The sequence below is a fragment of the Nocardioides jiangsuensis genome, assembly GCF_019679455.1.
GTDB lineage: Bacteria > Actinomycetota > Actinomycetes > Propionibacteriales > Nocardioidaceae > Nocardioides_C > Nocardioides_C jiangsuensis.
Map to the genome: position 1 here is coordinate 255,491 of NZ_JAIEZQ010000002.1, position 17,468 is coordinate 272,958.

13 protein-coding genes are annotated in these 17,468 nt (G+C 73.9%); 9 read left to right on the forward strand and 4 right to left on the reverse strand.

Translation table 11 applies throughout. From position 1 onward, the window contains the following. Nucleotides 1-6 precede the first annotated feature (6 nt). Nucleotides 7-2,430 (reverse strand): helicase C-terminal domain-containing protein, encoded by a 2,424-nt coding sequence (locus K1X13_RS09695; RefSeq protein ID WP_221024889.1) that lies wholly within the window; start codon nucleotides 2,428-2,430, stop codon nucleotides 7-9. Nucleotides 2,431-2,513: 83 nt separating this feature from the next. Here K1X13_RS09695 and K1X13_RS09700 point away from each other — a divergent pair, with 83 nt between their 5' ends. The 6 genes from K1X13_RS09700 (at nucleotide 2,514) to K1X13_RS09725 (ending at nucleotide 9,952) form a co-directional block, all read left to right on the forward strand. Beyond that, on the forward strand, nucleotides 2,514-4,421 hold the full coding sequence (locus K1X13_RS09700) for a helix-turn-helix domain-containing protein (protein ID WP_225914928.1): 1,908 nt from the start codon (nucleotides 2,514-2,516) through the stop codon (nucleotides 4,419-4,421). A 103-nt stretch (nucleotides 4,422-4,524) separates the two neighbouring features. Further along, a complete protein-coding gene (locus K1X13_RS09705; RefSeq protein WP_308249481.1) occupies nucleotides 4,525-5,298 on the forward strand; it encodes a 3-hydroxybutyrate dehydrogenase in 774 nt (257 codons plus the stop codon). A 14-nt stretch (nucleotides 5,299-5,312) separates the two neighbouring features. After that, nucleotides 5,313-6,680 carry an MFS transporter gene (locus tag K1X13_RS09710; RefSeq protein ID WP_225914929.1) on the forward strand — a complete coding sequence of 456 codons (1,368 nt, stop codon included), beginning with the start codon at nucleotides 5,313-5,315 and terminating at the stop codon, nucleotides 6,678-6,680. A 125-nt stretch (nucleotides 6,681-6,805) separates the two neighbouring features. Continuing rightward, nucleotides 6,806-7,441: a histone deacetylase gene (locus tag K1X13_RS09715; RefSeq protein ID WP_221024891.1), complete on the forward strand. Its 636-nt coding sequence runs from the start codon at nucleotides 6,806-6,808 to the stop codon at nucleotides 7,439-7,441. Nucleotides 7,442-7,526: 85 nt separating this feature from the next. Beyond that, complete coding sequence (locus tag K1X13_RS09720; protein WP_221024892.1) at nucleotides 7,527-9,149, forward strand: AMP-binding protein; 1,623 nt, start codon at nucleotides 7,527-7,529, stop codon at nucleotides 9,147-9,149. A 113-nt stretch (nucleotides 9,150-9,262) separates the two neighbouring features. Next, entirely contained in the window at nucleotides 9,263-9,952 is a 690-nt protein-coding gene (locus tag K1X13_RS09725) for a DUF2306 domain-containing protein (protein ID WP_221024893.1), read from the forward strand. On the opposite strand, the gene K1X13_RS09730 is transcribed toward K1X13_RS09725, so the two are convergent. Continuing rightward, nucleotides 9,910-12,858, reverse strand: coding sequence for a S8 family serine peptidase (locus K1X13_RS09730; RefSeq protein ID WP_221024894.1), 2,949 nt, complete (start codon nucleotides 12,856-12,858; stop codon nucleotides 9,910-9,912). The genes K1X13_RS09725 and K1X13_RS09730 overlap by 43 nt on opposite strands. Nucleotides 12,859-12,969: 111 nt before the next feature. Here K1X13_RS09730 and larE point away from each other — a divergent pair, with 111 nt between their 5' ends. Both larE and K1X13_RS09740 read left to right on the forward strand, forming a co-directional pair. Next, complete coding sequence (larE, locus tag K1X13_RS19665; protein WP_308249482.1) at nucleotides 12,970-14,415, forward strand: ATP-dependent sacrificial sulfur transferase LarE; 1,446 nt, start codon at nucleotides 12,970-12,972, stop codon at nucleotides 14,413-14,415. 76 nt (nucleotides 14,416-14,491) lie between these two features. Further along, on the forward strand, nucleotides 14,492-14,875 hold the full coding sequence (locus tag K1X13_RS09740) for a cold-shock protein (protein WP_221024895.1): 384 nt from the start codon (nucleotides 14,492-14,494) through the stop codon (nucleotides 14,873-14,875). 7 nt (nucleotides 14,876-14,882) lie between these two features. Here K1X13_RS09740 and K1X13_RS09745 read toward each other — a convergent pair whose 3' ends face one another. Beyond that, nucleotides 14,883-16,259, reverse strand: a complete 1,377-nt coding sequence (locus K1X13_RS09745) for an MFS transporter (RefSeq protein WP_221024896.1) — start codon at nucleotides 16,257-16,259, stop codon at nucleotides 14,883-14,885. An 84-nt stretch (nucleotides 16,260-16,343) separates the two neighbouring features. On the opposite strand from K1X13_RS09745, the gene K1X13_RS09750 reads away from it, so the two are divergent. Next, a complete protein-coding gene (locus tag K1X13_RS09750) occupies nucleotides 16,344-17,123 on the forward strand; it encodes a DUF3027 domain-containing protein (protein ID WP_221024897.1) in 780 nt (259 codons plus the stop codon). 24 nt (nucleotides 17,124-17,147) lie between these two features. Here the strand turns inward: K1X13_RS09750 and K1X13_RS19670 are convergent, their stop codons facing one another. After that, complete coding sequence (locus tag K1X13_RS19670; RefSeq protein WP_308249483.1) at nucleotides 17,148-17,468, reverse strand: DUF2530 domain-containing protein; 321 nt, start codon at nucleotides 17,466-17,468, stop codon at nucleotides 17,148-17,150.

Below are 17,468 nucleotides of genomic sequence, written 5' to 3' on the forward strand. Positions count from 1 at the left end.
GACGTCTCAACGGACGGGGTTGACCCCGGTGATCCGGTGGATCGCGAACGACCTGACGTCGTCGGCACGGTGGTCGTACGCGGTGAGCCAGCCGCCCTCGACCCGCACCGGGTCCACGACCCGCTCCACGGTCGAGCCGTGGTTGTCGACGTACCCGATCCACACCGTCGCGCGCGCCTCCACGGCCTCGCGCAGCGTCGCCATCGTCGACATCGGGGTGGTCCGGGACAGCCGGCCGGTCTCCTCGTTCGCAGGCCGGCTCGCCGCCGCCTGGTCCCCGGCCCGGATCGCGCCGACGGTGGCGGCGATCCGCGCGGTCAGCCGCGCCGCGGCCTTGGCGTCGAGCGGCCCGGGGGTCAGCCCGAGGTCATGCACCGGCGGGCGGTGCTTGTGTGAGCGGGCCCGGTGCGCCTCCCGGCGGGCCAGCCGCACGGTGCCGTCGGGCGCCTCCACGACGGGCGCGGTGCCGAGCTCGCGCAGCCGGGGGAGCAGCACGTCCACGGGGACGTCGCTGACCACGACGGTCGGGGCGATCCGGCGCAGCCGCAGCGACGACGCCTTCGGGTTGTGCACCAGCTCCGCGAGCGCGGACTCGTCGTCGCTGCGCAGGAACGACGACGCCGCGCCGACCCGCACCGTCCCGAAGCGCCGGGACACGTCGTCGACGAGGTAGACCAGGGGCTGCGGCACCTCGGTCCGTGACGAGGCGGCGATGAAGTCGTGCACCTCGCCGACCGACCAGCCCGAGTCGAACGCACGGCGCACCGAGGTCGCGGTGAACCGGTACACGGTCGCGCCGCCGCGGGACTCGATGTCGGCCATCGTGGCCAGGTTGTGCGCCAGGTCGTGCTCGAGCGGCCCGGGCGCCACCGCGGTGAGGTCGGCCTGCAGCAGGATGTGGTCCACCGGCTGGGGGAGCAGCGGCTGGAGCGCGGCCGGCGCCGAGTGCCGGGGGTCCTCCGTGGTGAGCAGCGCCCGTCCGTGTGCCGACAGGCCGCCGAGCCCGGTCAGGCCCAGCACCGCGGACTCCTCGACGCACCAGGCGACCGCCTCCGCACGCTGCGCGGGGCGGCGCGGGCGGTGCCACCGGACCCGCTCCACGAGGGAGGAGGTGCCGGTGCCCGCGGCGAGCACCCGGCCGTCGGGCAGCTCCGCGAGCATGCCGAGCGCGGTGCGCCGGGTCTCCGGCAGCCACATCCGCTCGAGGTCGGGGACGAGCGCGTTCACGGGCTTGCGGTTCTCGTCGCGCCCGCCGACCAGCCCGGTGAGGCGGGGGCTGTCGAGCCAGGCCAGGGCCAGCGTGGCCCACCGGTCCGCGACCGGGCTGCCGCTCCAGACGTCGAACGCGTCGGTCGGCAGCCACGCCGAGTCGTGGTCGTCGGTGGAGCCCACCGCGACGAGCCCGGCGGCGGACGCGACCTCGATGTGCAGCGCGGCGGTGCGCTCCTCCAGGTGCAGCAGCTCCGCGGCGGCCTTGAGCTCGCGGACGCCCAGCCCGCCCGTGCGCAGCGCGGACGGCGGCGCCGTACCCCAGTGCTCGAGCAGCAGCTCGACGTGCCGGACCAGCTCGAAGGCGGCGCCGGCCGCGGCCCGGTCCACCAGCGTCTGCTCCCGCTCCGAGGTGGCCAGCGCGGGCATCTCGTCCACGCGTCCGCGGGTCGTGAAGCCGCCGCGCAGGCAGATCGCGACCTCGCGGGGGACCGCCACGTGCCGTCGGTCCCGGGCGACGAGCAGGCCCCGGGCGAGCAGCTGGTCGACGGGCCCGGCCGCCGAGGACCGGCTCACCGAGCGCTCGGTGGACTCGACGCTGCCGTCGGTGCCCTCGCGCTCGAGGTGGTCCAGGATCGTGCGTGCCTGCGGGGCGACCTCGTCGACGAGCAGGTCGACGGCCTTGCGGTCCGCGAGGTGCCGGGTGATGGTGCGGACGTCGGTGTGGCGGTCGCCGGACACCTCGAGCCCGAGGTCCCGGGCGAGGGCGGTCACCCGGCTCGGGCCGTACGTCGACAGCAGCGTCTCCGCGGACGGGCCGAGACCGCTGACGGTCGTGCCGACCAGTTCCCCGAGGATGCTGACGGCGCGCAGCTCGGGCGACCCCCAGAGCAGCGCCATCGCGGTGAGCCGGTCGACCGCGGCCGCGACGCTCTCGCGGGATGCGTTGACGTGCTCCTGGAGGGACTTCAGCGTGGTCGACCCGCCGAGCGCGATCACCGCGTCGACCACCGTCAGCTCCAGCACGGTGAGCTGGTCGACCGCCCGGAGCGCGCTGGAGCGCGTCCCGGCGCGTGAGGCGAGCTGGGCGGAGTCCTGCGGGGTCGGCGTGGCCAGGTCCGGCCGGGCCTCGAGCAGGCGCACCAGCTCGCCGTCCGACCAGGAGCGGAGCTGGTCGGCCAGGGTGCGTGCCGGAGTGCCCGGCGAGCTGCGGGTGGCCATCCGCACCACGGTACTCGGTCGCCCGCGCCGCGGGGCCCGGACGACCGACGGTCCCTGGCCGGGCGGCGGGTTATCTTCAACCCATGATCGGACCGCCCTCGTTCCTCGACCTGCTCTATGCGGAGGCGTCGCGGGAGTCGTTCGACGAGGTGGTGGCCCGGGCCGAGCGGGACCGGCTGCCGGAGGCCGAGGTCGAGGAGCTCCGCGCGCAGCGCCGGGTCGCGCTCCGGCTGCGCGAGCAGTTCGTCCGGCAGCGCCAGCGCGAGGCGGAGCTGTCCGCCCTCTACGAGACCGCCAGCGACCTCACCGCCATCCGCGACGTCGACGCGATCCTCAGCGCGATCGTCCGCCGGGCCCGTCAGCTGCTGCACGCCGACATGACCTACCTGTCGCTCAACGACGAGACGGAGGGTGCCTCCTACATGCGCGTCACCGACGGCGCGCTCACCGCTGAGTTCCGCAAGCTCCGGCTGCCCCTCGGCACCGGCCTCCTCGGGCTGGTCGCGCAGACCGGCGCGCCGTACCACACCGACGACTACCAGGCCGACGAGCGCTTCCTGCACCGCGACTACATCGACACCGCGGTCGCCGGCGAGCAGATCCGCGCCATCCTCGGCGTCCCGCTCGTCGTCGACGGCACCGTCATCGGCGCGCTGCTCGCCGTGCACCGCACCGTCCGCACGTTCCCGCCCGCCGAGATCAGCCTGCTCACGTCGTTCGCCGCGCACGCCGCGGTCGCGCTGCAGAACGCCCGCCTGTTCGAGAAGACCCAGGCGGCGCTCGCCGACGTGGACGAGGCGAACCGGCAGATCCGCGCGCACAGCCAGGCGGTCGAGGTCGCGGCCAGTGCGCACGACCAGCTCACCGACGTCCTGCTGCGCGGGGGTGGGGTCGCCGACGTGGCCTCCGTCCTCGCCGACGTGCTCGAGGGGGCGCTGGTCGTGTACGACGCCGAGCGGCGCGAGCTCGCCACGGCCGGGGACGCGGTCGACGTCCCGGTCGACCTGGCCGACGCGATCCGGGAGGCACGCGGCTCCGGACGCAGCGTCGAGCTCGAGATCCCCGGCTGCGGGCACGTCTACGTCGCGGCCGCCCTGGCCGGCGCGGAGCACCTCGGCACGCTCGTGCTGCACCGGCCCCGGGAGCCGCTTGGCCTCGCGGACCGGCGGACCGTCGAGCGCGGGGCCCTGGTCACCGCGCTGGTGCTGCTGTTCAGCCGCTCGGTCGCCGAGGCCGAGGACCGGGTCCGCGGCGAGCTGCTCGCCGACCTGCTCTCCGGGCGGGACACCGACCCGGCCCGGCTGGTCGACCGGGCCCGCCGGCAGGGCGCGGACCTCGACAGCCCGTGCGTGGTCGCGGTGGCCTCGGTCCGCGGGCTCGACCGGCACCGGGCCGCGCAGGTCGCCGCCCGGCACGCGGGGGAGCTGCGCGGTCTGGGCGGCGACCACGAGGGTCAGGTGGTCGTCGTGGTCCCCGGGACCGACGCCACCGCCGTGGGTGAGGCGCTCCAGGCCCGGATCCGCGGTGCGGGCGGCAGCTGCACCGTCGGGGTGGTGACCAGCGGCCCCGGCCCGAAGGCGGTCGCCGCCGCCTACCCCGAGGCGCTCGGCTGCCTGAGCACGCTGCTCACGCTGGGCCGCTCCGGCGAGGTCAGCGACCCGGCCGGCCTCGGTCTGGCCCGGCTGGTGCTCGGCGACGCCGGGCCGCACGAGCTCGACGCCTTCATCGCCGACGCGATCGGCCCGGTCCTCGACTACGACGAGCGGCGCGGCACCGGCCTCGTGGAGACCCTCGAGGCCTGGTTCACCTCCGGGTCGCGCCCGGCGGAGACCGCGAAGGCGTTGCACATCCATCCGAACACGGTGGCCCAGCGGCTGGACCGGATCGGTCGGCTGCTCGGGGCGGGCTGGCGCGACCCGGCGCGGTCCCTGGACCTGCAGATGGCGTTGCGCCTCTACCGTCTCCGGCGCCTCACGGGGCCCACCCGCTGAGCGCTTCCTGAACGCCCCGCGGGCGGGACCACACGGATCCGGTTGGATTATGGGCGTCGCCCACATACCAACCGGACTCGAACGCCGCGTAGCGTCTCGCCCCGTGACAGATTCGAAAGAGACCCACGTCACCCTCGACCTCGAGGGGAAGACGGCCCTGGTCACCGGAGCCGCGAGCGGGATCGGCCGCGCGGTCGCGGTGCGTCTGGCCGCCGGCGGCGCGTCCGTCGTCGTCCTCGACCGTGACGAGGCCGGCGCCAAACAGCTCGCCTCCGACATCGACGGCGACTTCCTGGTCGCCGACCTCTCCGACCCCTCCGTGATCGACACCCTCGACCTCGACGCCGACATCCTGGTCAACAACGCCGGGATCCAGCACGTGGCGCCGATCGAGGAGTTCGAACCCGAGAGGTTCTCGCTGATCCAGCGCGTGCTGCTCGAGGCGCCGTTCCGGTTCGCCCGTGCGCTCCTTCCAGGCATGTATGCCCGCGGCTGGGGAAGGATCGTGAACGTGTCCTCCGTGCACGGCCACCGCGCCTCGCCGTACAAGGCTGCCTACGTCAGCGCCAAGCACGGACTCGAAGGACTCTCCAAGGTCATCGCCCTGGAGGCGGCGGGCAAGGGCGTCACCAGCAACACGGTGTGCCCCGGTTACGTCCGCACCCCGCTGGTCGAGGGGCAGATCGCCGACCAGGCCCGCACCCACGGCATCGACGAGGCGGAGGTGCTCGACGACGTCCTGCTCGCGAGGACCCCCGTCAAGCGTCTGGCCGAGCCCGAGGAGGTCGCCCGTCTCGTGGCGTTCCTCTGCGGACCCGGCACCGACTCGGTCACCGGTAGCTCGTTCATGATGGATGGCGGCTGGACCGCCGCATGAAAGGAAACACTCCCATGTCCATGCACACCCAGGCGGAGACCTCAGCGGGCGATCCCCAGCGGTCCGGCGCCTCGATCGTCAAGGTCGTGTTCGCCAGCCTCATCGGCACCGCCGTCGAGTGGTACGACTTCTTCCTCTACGGCTCGGCCGCGGCGCTCGTCTTCGGCGCCCTGTTCTTCCCCTCGTCCGACCCGCTGACCGGCACCCTGCTGGCGTTCGGCACCTACGCGCTGGGCTTCGTCGCCCGTCCCCTGGGCGGCATCGTCTTCGGCCACTTCGGCGACAAGGTCGGGCGCAAGAAGATGCTCGTCACCTCGCTGATGCTCATGGGTGGCGCCACGATCGCGATCGGCCTGCTGCCGACGTACGAGACCATCGGCGTCGCCGCGCCGATCCTGCTGCTCGCGATGCGCCTGCTGCAGGGCTTCGCGGTCGGCGGCGAGTGGGGCGGCGCGGTGCTGATGGCCGCCGAGCACGGTAGCGACGAGAAGCGCGGCTTCTGGTCCTCGTGGCCGCAGGCCGGCGTCGCGATGGGCAACCTGCTCGCGACCGGTGTGCTCTGGATGCTCGCGGCAGTGCAGTCCGAGGACGCCTTCAACGCGTGGGGCTGGCGGATCCCGTTCATCCTCAGCGCGGTGCTCGTCCTGGTCGGCCTCTGGGTGCGCCTGAGCATCGAGGAGTCCCCGGTGTTCGCCGAGGCGAAGGCCGAGATCGCGGAGAAGCAGACCACCGCCTCGCACATGCCGCTGCTCGAGGTCATCAAGAACTACCCGCGCGAGGTCTTCATCGCGATGGGCATGCGGATGGCGGAGAACATCTCCTACTACATCTTCACGATCGTGGTGATCACCTACATCACCGAGTACAACGGCGCGGACAAGGGCCCGATCCTCCAGGCCCTGCTGATCGGCTCCATCGTGCACTTCGTGTGGATCCCGATCGTCGGCGCGATCTCGGACAAGGTCGGCCGCCGGCCGCTCTACCTCGCCGGTGCGATCGGCGTGGCGGTCTGGTCCTTCATCTTCTTCGACCTCGTCGACAAGGGCGGCCAGGGCAACCTGATCCTCGCGGTCGTCGTCGGCCTGATGCTGCACGCGCTGATGTACGCCCCGCAGGCGGCGTTCTTCTCCGAGCTCTTCGGCACCTCGGTGCGCTACACCGGCGCCTCGGTGGGCTACCAGCTCGCGTCGATCTTCGCCGGTGCGCTGGCCCCGATCATCGCGCTGGAGCTGCTCGGCTCGACCGAGGAGAAGAACACGACCGCGGTCGCGATCTACGTCTGCGTCGCCTCGGCGCTGACCATCGTGGCGGTGCTGTTCGCCAAGGAGACCCGCGCCTCCTCGCTGCGCCACGACCGCGTGGTGCGGGACGCGCACGTGTAACGACCCCGTGGACACATGGAGGGCCTCGCCGTGACCCGGCGGGGCCCTCCGTGCGTCCGTGTGGCGTCATCGACGGTCCGCGCGATGTGTCGGCCCCGGCCCCGGTGGGTACGCTCGCACCCGGTATGCCTGACGCAGAAACACACGAAACGCCCATCCCGTCCACCGGTGAGGTCTGGTACGTCAGCTACGGGTCGAACATGGCCGCGGACCGCCTCACCTGCTACCTGGCCGGCGGCCGCCCGCCCGGCGGCTCCCGGGCCAACCCCGGCGCCCGCGACCCTCGCCCACCCCGCCGCAGTGTCGGCGTGGACCTCCCCGGCGCCGTGTACTTCGCCGGCGACTCGTCGCAGTGGGGCGGCGGCGTCGCCTTCTACGACCACGAGACGCCGGGCCCTTCGGCGGCCCGCGCCTATCTGGTGACCGCGGCGCAGTTCGCGGACATCGCGGCCCAGGAGATGTACCGGGTCCCGGACCCCGACGACCCGCTCGAGGAGGTCGTCCTCGGCGGGCTCGACCCCGAGCTCGACGGGCGGCACCACGTCGGCCCCGGGCACTACGAGACGCTGGTCGAGGTCGGCAGGTACGACGGCGCCCCGATGCTCACCTTCACCGCGCCGCACGGCATCGACCACGTCGAGCACACCCGGCCGAGCGAGAGCTACCTCGCGATGCTGCGCGCCGGGCTGCGCGAGGCGCACGGCTGGGACCCCCGCCAGGTCGAGGCCTACCTCGACGCGCTCGTCCCCGACGCCGCCTGACCCGACCGACCGTTGGTCGACGAATCCGGCCTGTACGTCTCGTGCGGGGTACTGCGATGTGTCCCGGACCACTAACCTGCCGGTCATGGAGTCGTACGCAGCAGGGGAGACCACGCCGGCCCTCATCGAGGAGACGATCGGCGCCAACTTCGCGCGGATCGCGCGCGAGCACGCCGGACGCGAGGCGCTGGTGGAGGTCGCCACCGGCCGCCGCTGGACCTACGCCGAGCTCGACCGCGACGTGGACGCGCTCGCCCGCGGCCTGCTCGGCGCCGGCGTCGCGAAGGGCGACCGGGTGGGCATCTGGTCCCCGAACTGCGCCGAGTGGACGATCGTGCAGTACGCCACTGCGAAGATCGGGGCGATCCTGGTCAACGTCAACCCTGCCTACCGCACCCACGAGCTCGCCTACGCGCTGAACCAGTCCGGCCTGCGGCTGCTCGTCTCCGCGACCGAGTTCAAGTCCAGCGACTACCGCGCGATGGTGGACGAGGTCCGTCACGACTGCCGGGCGCTGGAGCGGGTGGTCTTCCTCGGCACCCCGGACTGGGACGACCTCCTCGCCGGGGGCGACGCCGTGCCCGCGGGTGCCGTGGCGGAGCGGATGTCGACCCTGGACAACGGCGACGCGATCAACATCCAGTACACCTCGGGAACCACCGGGTACCCCAAGGGCGCGACCCTGTCGCACCGCAACATCCTCAACAACGGGTTCTTCACCACCGAGACGATCGGCTTCACCCACGAGGACCGGCTCTGCATCCCGGTCCCCTTCTACCACTGCTTCGGCATGGTGATGGGCAACCTCGGCTGCACCACGCACGGCGCCACGATGGTGATCCCCGCGCCCGGGTTCGACCCCGCGACGACCCTGCAGGCGGTCGCCGACGAGCGCTGCACCGGGCTGTACGGCGTCCCGACCATGTTCATCGCGATGCAGAACCTCCCCGACTTCGGCTCCTACGACCTCTCCACCCTGCGCACCGGCGTGATGGCGGGCTCGATCTGCCCGGTCGAGGTGATGAAGCGCTGCATCAGCGACATGCACATGGAGGGCGTGTCGATCGCCTACGGCATGACCGAGACCTCCCCGGTGTCGTGCCAGACCCGCAGCGACGACGACCTCGACCGCCGTACCGCCACCATCGGCCGGGTGCACCCGCACGTCGAGGTGAAGGTCGTCGACCCGGCGACCGGGGGGACCGTCGAGCGGGGGCGGGCCGGGGAGCTGTGCACCCGCGGCTACTCGGTGATGCTCGGCTACTGGGACGACCCGGAGAAGACCGCGGAGGCGATCGACGCCGACGGCTGGATGCACACCGGCGACCTCGCGGTGATGCGGGAGGACGGCTACTGCAACATCGTCGGGCGGATCAAGGACATGGTGATCCGGGGCGGGGAGAACATCTACCCGCGCGAGATCGAGGAGTTCCTCTACACCCACCCCGACGTCGAGGACGTGCAGGTGGTCGGCGTCCCCGACGAGCGGTACGGCGAGGAGCTGTGCGCCTGGGTGCGGATGCGCGACGGGGCCGGGCCGCTCGACGCCGACGGGGTGCGCGCCTTCGCCACCGGGAAGCTCGCGCACTACAAGATCCCGCGCTACGTGCTGGTGGTCGACGAGTTCCCGATGACCGTCACCGGCAAGATCCGCAAGGTCGAGATGCGCGAGGAGTCCGCGCGCCGGCTCGGCCTCAGCGCAGGCTGAGTGCGGCCACCTCCCGGACCGAACGGCCGTCCGGGATGGAGCCGGGTCTGCTCAGGGTGGGACCAGGGTCGGCACCGATGTGTCTCACGGTGCGCTGCGCCGACGCTGGGAGGATGGGAGCACGACGGGTCGGGTGGGCCACCGCGGCTGTGCTGGCCGTGCTGGTGGCCCTGGTGGCGTCCCGGTACCTGCGCCTGGACCCGGCCGCCTACTTCCCGCAGCAGCGTCAGGTGTACCTGCAGCGCGAGGGCATCCTGCTCGTCCACGTCGTGGGCGGGATGACCGCGCTGCTGACGGGTCCGTGGCAGCTCGCGACCCGGCTCCGCCGTCGTCTCCTCCGCTTGCACGGGCTGACCGGCGCGCTGTACGTGGCCGGTGCGGCCGCCGGTGGGTGCGCGGGGCTGCTGCTCGCCCCGACCGCCCACGGCGGCGCCGTGTCGTCCCTCGGGTTCGGCGCCCTGGCCGTGGGCTGGCTGGCGACGACGGGCGTGGGCCTCCGAATGGCGCTCACCGGGCGGTACGCGGATCACCGCCGCTGGATGCTGCGCAGCTACTCCCTCGCGTTCGCGGCCGTCACCCTGCGGCTGCTCCTGGGGCTGCACTCGGGGCTCGAGGCGGCAGGTGTCCCGGTCGTGCGGTTCGACACGGCCTACCAGGCCATCGCCTGGCTGTCCTGGCTACCGCAGCTGCTGCTCGTGTGGTGGTTGACCAGTGCCCGGACCAGCGGCCGGAGACCGAGACGCGCGCCGACTCGGCGGCCTCAGCGCAGGCTGACCAGGGTGCGCCGGTCGCTGTCGCCGTAGCGGACCACGCCGAACCAGCGCGACGTGGGCGACAGCTCGTCGGTCCAGGTCAGCCGGAACCCGAAGGACTGGCCGGGCGCCGCGGCGACCGCCCCGGGACCCGTGAGGTTGCCGGCGTCCGCCGGCGGCAGCACCCAGGTGTAGAGCTGCCCGGTGGTGGTGGTCCCGTTCGCCGCGGACGCGGAGACGACGTACGCCGTGTAGTCGCCGGCCGGCGGCTCGACCAGGGTGAGCGTCTCGTCGGAGGACTTCCCGGTGGCGAGCGCGGTGAGGACGCCGTCGCGGTACAGGTAGACGTCCATGTCGTCGGCGGCGCGGTGGCCCTCGAGCTGCACGCGGAGCGCCTCGGTGCCGCCGGGCACCGTGAGCGGCACGGCGGCGGTGTCGGCGTCGGTCCTCGGCGCCTGCGGGTCGAACCTGCCCGGCTGCAGCGAGACCCCGGAGGGGGCCGCGCCCACCAGGCCGCTGACCTCGACCGGGACGGCCGCGGAGCTGCCCGCGACGCCGTCCACCTCGACCGCGCCGTCGGCGAGGGAGCCGGTCACCTCGGCCGGCACCTCGACCGCCTCGGGGCGCACCACGACCGGGAGCCGCACCTGGTGGGTGAGCCCGGTCCAGGTCAGCCGGCCCTTGGCGAAGCTGCCGAGCTGGGCGCCGTCCTCGACCCCGAAGGTGACCGCGAAGCGACCGGTCTCCCCGGGCCGCAGCGCCAGCGTCCGCGGCCGGACCGTGGCCTCGACGCCGCCGAGCCCGGAGACCCGCGGGCTGAACGTCTCGGGTGCGCCGGACACGTTGGTCACGGTGCGCACGACCCGGGTGGTGCCGACGAGAGCGCCGACGGCGATCGAGGGCAGGTTGAGCCGGCCGGCGTCGACTCCGCGGGGTGCCACCGGCGAGCCGTCGCTGTAGGTGAAGCCCTGGCCGCTGAGGAAGCGCAGGTAGTCGCGGTGCCCCGCGTCGAGGACCAGGCCGGGGTCGAGCAGGTCGCCGGGGTCGACCTGGCCCGCACCCTCGGCGAACGGGCTGGCGGTGCCGGCGAGGTCGTCCGCGGTGGTCATCAGCGCCGACTTGGTCTCGGCGGGCGACCAGTCCGGCCGCTCGGCCGCGACCAGGGCGGCGAGACCGGCGACGTGCGGGGCGCTCATCGACGTGCCCGAGGTGAGGTCCCACAGGTGGCCCGAGCTCGACGGCGGCGCCACCGCGGCGAGCACGCTGACCCCGGGGGCGGTCAGGTCGGGCTTGAGCAGGTCGCCCCCGCCGGCGGCCGACGGGCCGCGGGAGGAGAAGTCGGCGATCTGCGGCACCGGGGTGCCGTCGGTGGCCGACGGGTCGATCGAGGCGGTGGGGTCCTCGGTGTCGCGGACGTAGGCGCGGACCGCGTCCGCGTCGGCCACGTCGAGGTGGACGGTGGGCACGGAGTGGACGTCGGCGTCGACCGTGTCGGGTACGACGTTGGCCAGGACCATGCCGACGCCACCGGCCCGCGCCACCGCGACGGACTTGTCCACGCGGGCGGTGGTGCCCCGGTCGCAGACCACGATGTTGTCCTGCACCTCGCGGGCGTCGAGCGCGCCGAGCTCGCACAGTCGGGCCTCGTCGGTGCTCGCGCCGGGGGCGGCGGCCTCGGAGCCGAGCACGATCCCGGTCTCGGGCACGCGACGGTCGGCCGCCATCGCGCCGACGAGGGCGTCCCCGTCGCCGAGCGCGACCGCACCCTGGAGCCGCTGGTGGGTGCTCGCGCCGACGGTGGTCACCCACGGGCTGGCGTGGCCGACGGTCGAGGCGCCGGGGCCGCGGTTGCCGGCGGAGGCGGCGACGAACACGCCGGCGGCGGTGGCGTGGAGGAACGCCAGCTCGACCGAGTCGGTGACCGTGTCGCCGGGACCGGAGACGGAGTAGTTGAGCACGTCGACGCCGTCGGCGACCGCGGCGTCGACCGCGGCGACGGTGTCCGCGGTGGTGCAGCCGTCGTCGTCGGGGTCGGGGGCGGCCCAGCAGGCCTTGTAGGTCGCGATCCGGGCGCCCGGGGCGATGCCGGTGGTCTCACCGAAGTCCTGCCCCTCGATGCGGACCCGGACGTCGTCGTTGCCCGCGGCGACCGCGGCGGTGTGCGAGCCGTGCCCGGTGCCGTCACGGGGGGAGAGGTACTCCGCCCGGGACAGGTTGCCGGCGCCGAAGCCCTTCACGAAGTAGCGCGCCGAGACCAGCTTGGAGCTGCAGACGCCGGGGTCCCAGGACTCGCCCCTGCTGCAGGCGCCGTGGAAGCCGGGCACCCGCGCGGCGGTGCCGGGGATGTCCTGGGGAAGTCCGGCGAAGCTGGGGTTCTCCGGCCAGATCCCGGTGTCGACGACGCCGATCACCTGGCCGCGGCCGGCCTTGTCGGGCCCTCCGGCCACCTTCCACATCGCGTCGACGCCGAGCGCGTCGGCGGTGTCGGTCATGTCCACCGGCCGGGTCACGCTCCGCTCGACGAGGGCCACGCCGGGGGTCACCCGCAGCTGCTTGACCTGGCCGGCGTCGAGCCTGGCGGCGAAGCCGTTGACGGCGGTGGTGTAGCGGTAGAGCACCTCGGCCCTGCCGATCGCGTCGAGGACCCGGTCCTGCTGGCCGAGCAACCGCTGCCGGTAGGCGGCCACCTCGGGGCGGGTCCTGTCGAACCGCTCACCGGCCGCGGGCCGGGTGGCCGCGAGGCCGGGGACGCTCCCGGAGTAGGACGCGGCGGGACGGCCGACCAGCGTCACCACGTACACCCCGTCGCCGGGCACCTGGGTGGCCGGCGTACCCGTGACGACCGCCCCCGGTGCCGCCTCCTCCGCGACCGCGGCGGGGCCGGGCACGGCGACTCCGGCGAGCGCTGCGGTCAGCAGCGCGGCGGCGGAGCGGCGCAGGCGCGGGTACGGGCTCAACGGGCAACCTCTCTCGCGCAGACCGGCGGGCCCGGTGACGAACCGGGGAGCCCACCATGCTCCCAGGGTGACCCGTTCGATTCAATCGATTCGGCCACATAGGCTGACCGGGTGACTTCTCCGCACCCGCTCGTCGTGGGCTTCGACCTCGACATGACGCTGATCGACACCAGGCCCGGTTTCGCCGCGACCCTGGTCCAGCTCGGCCTCGAGACCGGTGTGGAGATGGACGTCGAGGCGATGTCCGAGCGGCTGGGACCGCCGCTGTCCCACATGCTCGCGCCGTACTACCCGGCCGACCGGATCACCGGGCTCGTCGACCGGTTCCGCGCGGTCTACCCCGACCACGCGATCGCCCCGACGCTGGCGTTCGCCGGCGCCCACGACGCGCTGGCCGCGGTACGGCGCCACGGCGGCCGCACCGTGGTGGTCACCGGCAAGTTCACGCCGAACGCCGCGCTCCACGTGGAGGCGCTCACCTTCGACGTCGACCACCTCGTGGGCGAGGTCTGGGGCGTCGGCAAGGCCGCGGTGCTCGAGGAGCACGGTGCGACGGTCTACGTCGGCGACCACGTGCACGACGTGGAGGGTGCGCTGGCGGCGGGGGCGCTGAGCGTCTCCGTGCTCACCGGCGGCTGCACCGAGGACGAGCTGCGCGCGGCCGGCACCCACGTGGTGCTGGAGACCCTCGACGACTTCCCGGCCTGGCTCGACGGGCACGTGCTCGACCTCCGGCTCGCGAACCTGGAGCACGACCTCGCCGAGTGCGGGTCGGTGATGGTGGCGTTCAGCGGCGGCGCCGACAGCGCGTTCCTGCTCGCGGCCGCCGTACGCGCGCTCGGCCCGGAGCGGGTGGCCGCCGCGACCGCCTACTCCGACTCCCTGCCGCAGGCCGAGCGCTCCCCGGCCCGCGACTTCGCCGAGTCACTCGGCGTGAAGGTGTTCACCCCGGAGACGCACGAGATGGACCGCGACGGCTACCGCGCCAATGCGGGGGACCGCTGCTACTTCTGCAAGGCGGAGCTGCTCGACACCCTCGGCCCGCTCGCCGAGCGGCACGGCTACGCCCACGTCGCCACCGGCACCAACGCCGACGACGCGGTCGCCGGCTTCCGGCCAGGCATCCGCGCCGCCCACGAGCGCGGCGCGGTGACCCCGCTGCGGGACGCCGGGCTGACCAAGGAGCAGATCCGGGCCGCGTCCGCCGCCTGGGGCCTGCCGACCTGGGACAAGCCGGCCGCGGCCTGCCTGTCCTCGCGGGTGGCCTACGGGATCGAGGTCAGCCCGTTCCGGTTGGCCCGGGTCGAGCGGGCGGAGGTTGCGGTGCGCGGCGCGCTCGAGTCCGCGGGCGTCCGGGTGCGGGACCTGCGGGTGCGTGACCTGGGGGACGTCGCGAGCATCGAGCTCGACGGCGAGGCGCTCGCCGCGGCGCCCGCGCTGCCCGCCGTCACCGAGGCGGCGCTGGCCGCCGGGTTCCCCGAGGCGCGGGTCGACCCGAAGGGCTTCCGGTCCGGCTCGATGAACGAGCGGCTGCCCGATCCCGAGCGATTTCGATAACCCGTTCGAAGGCGCGCCCCGCGCGCCCTATCCTTGACCCGCTCGAGCAACGACGAACCAAGAAGAGGTCACACCGGTGCCTACTGGCAAGGTCAAGTGGTACGACGCCGAGAAGGGCTTCGGCTTCCTGTCCAAGGACGACGGCGGCGACGTCTACGTCCGGGCGGCTGCCCTGCCCGCCGGGGTGGCCAGCCTGAAGCCGGGCACCCGGGTCGAGTTCGGCATCGTCCAGGGGCGCAAGGGCGACCAGGCGCTCCAGGTGCGCATGCTCGAGCCCGCCCAGTCGGTGTCCAAGGCGCTGCGCAAGAAGCCCGCCGACATGGTCAACATCATCGAGGACCTCTACCGGCTGCTCGAGAACATCGAGAACGGCTACCGCAACGGCCGTCACCCCGACCCGAAGACCGCGAAGCCCACGGCGATGCTGCTCCGGGCGCTCGCCGACGAGCTCGAGCTGTAGCCCGGGGTCAGACGGCCCGGGAGGCCGCGCGGGCCGTCGCCAGCACCCAGCCGCTCCAGGCGACCAGGATCGCGGCGGCGACGCCGAGCCCGAGCCGCGGCTCGAGCGGCATCACGATGCCGATGAACCCGCCGACCACCCAGGCCAGCTGCAGCACGGTCTCCGCGCGGGCGAACGCGCTGGTCCGGATCCGCTCGGGCACCTCACGCTGGATCAGCGCGTCGAGGGAGAGCTTGCCCAGCGACTGCGACAGCCCCGCGGTGACGCCGAGCAGTACGGCGGTCGGCAGCCCGTAGAACGCCGCGACCACCACGGCCATCACGGCGTCGGCGAGCAGCGTGACCACCACGGTGACCTCGGGCTTGACCGTCCTCAGCAGCGAGCCGAGCGCGATGCCGACGGTGCTCCCGAACCCGGCGGCGCCGATCACGAGGCCGAGCAGCAGCTCGGGGCGGTCCTCCCAGCCGGGGAACGGCTCCTCGCGGAGCAGGAACGCCATGAACATGGTGAGGAAGCCCGACAGCAGCCGCAGCCCCATGTTGCAGCGCAGCGCGAACACCACCGGTGCCGGCACGGGTGCGCGCCGGCGCCGGGCTCCGCCGGCCACCGAGCCCAGCGCGAGCTGCTCCTCGCCGGCCGCGGAGTCGACCCGCGGCGGCAGCAGGATCGCCAGCACGGTGGCCCCGACGAACACCGCGAACGCGTAGCGCAGGGACCACGCCGGCCCGAAGGTCGACGCGAGCACGGCCAGCGGCGCCGAGAGGGCCGCGCCCGCGACGCCGGCCAGCGAGATCCGGGAGTTGGCCTTGACCAGGGTCAGCCGGCGCGGCAACAGCCGCGGCACGGCGGCGGCCCGGGTGACGCCGTACGCCTTGGAGGCGACCAGGCAGCCCAGCGCCGCCGGGAAGAGCGCCACCGACCCGGTGACGACGGCGTCGGCGAGCACCCAGCACAGGAACGCGCGCAGCGCCATCGTCGCGCCGATCGCCCACCGCCGGCCGTGGCTGAACCGGTCGAGGAACGGGCCTACCAGCGGTGCCACGATCGCGAACGGCAGCATGGTCAGGCCGAGGAACTGCGCCACCTGCAACCGTGCCTCGCCGGTGGGGACCTGGAAGAAGAGCGTGCCCGCCAGCGAGATCGCCACCGCGGCGTCGCCGGCGGCGTTGAAGGCGTGCAGCTCGATCAGCCGGGACAGGCCGCTCTCCCCGGCGCCCTCCGCGTGCGTGGCGCGCCGGGTCTGCCGGAACGCGTAGCCCGCGGCACGGCCCGTCGCGTGCCCGACCCGGCGAGCCCCGCGGGCCGAGGCACCGGCCGCCCGGCGGGTGGCGTCGGCGGCACGGCGCGGCCCGGAGGTGGTGCGGGGCCCCTCGTCGTACGCCATGCCCCCATCCTTGCCCACCGACGGCGGCGGATGTGGCACCCGGCGAGACAACTCCCGCGGTCATGAGGGAGAATCGCGAGCGTGATGGCCGCAGCGCGTACCGCCAAGCCCGACGCCGTGGGTGTGGGTGCGATCGACGCTGCCCGCACGGCCCTGACCGACCTCGTGGACGCCGGCGACGTCGGCGAGCACCTCGGTCACGCCAGCGAGGGCGAGCGGGTCACCACCCACTTCTTCGCGTGCACCCGCGCCGGCTACCGCGGCTGGCGCTGGTCGGTGACGCTGGTCCGGGCGTCCCGGCAGAAGACGGTCACCCTCGACGAGGTCGTGCTGCTGCCCGGCGACGACGCCATCGTGGCGCCTGCGTGGGTGCCGTGGCGCGAGCGCATCCAGCCCGGCGACCTCGGTCCCGGTGACCTGCTCCCGACCGAGGAGGACGACCCGCGGCTGGTCCCGGCGTACCTCGCGGGCGAGGACGACCTCCCCGACGACGAGGAGGGCGACACCATCGCGGCGGTCACCGACGAGCTCGGCCTCGGCCGGCCGCGCGTGCTGTCGCTCGAGGGGCGCGAGCTCGCGGCGCAGCGGTGGTACGACGGCAGCCACGGCCCCGAGGCCGCCATCGCGCAGTCGGCCCCCGGCACGTGCGTGGGCTGCGGCTTCATGGTCCGCCTGGCCGGGCCGCTCTCGACCCTGTTCGGCGTGTGCGCCAACGCCTACGCCAACGACGACGGCCGGGTCGTGTCCTTCGACCACGGCTGCGGCGCGCACAGCGAGGCGCAGCTGCACAAGCGGAACCTTCCGGCGCCGCTTCCCGAGCCGGTGCTCGACACCCTCACCTGGGACGACCTCGAGCAGTTCTGACCCGGCTCGGTCCTGGTCGCCGGCTCAGTTCTGGTCGACCGGTGGCCCGGGCACGGCGCGGCCGGCGAGCTTGGCCCTGCGCCGCCGCCGGCAGTAGTCCCAGCCGATGATGCCCAGGCCGAAGCCGGCCAGGCAGGTCCACAGCCACCAGACGCGGTCGCTCTCCTCGAGCCGGCCGTAGAAGGGGAGCAGCAGGACGAACGCGAGGAGCCACAGCCCGGTGCCGACCGCGACGGTGCGCACGCCGTCCACGTCGAGCGGGTCGACGTCGGCGACGATGTAGGTGCGCTTGCCGATCTCGTGGGTCTTGACCTGGTCGGCAGGGGTCTCGTCGTTGGGCTCCAC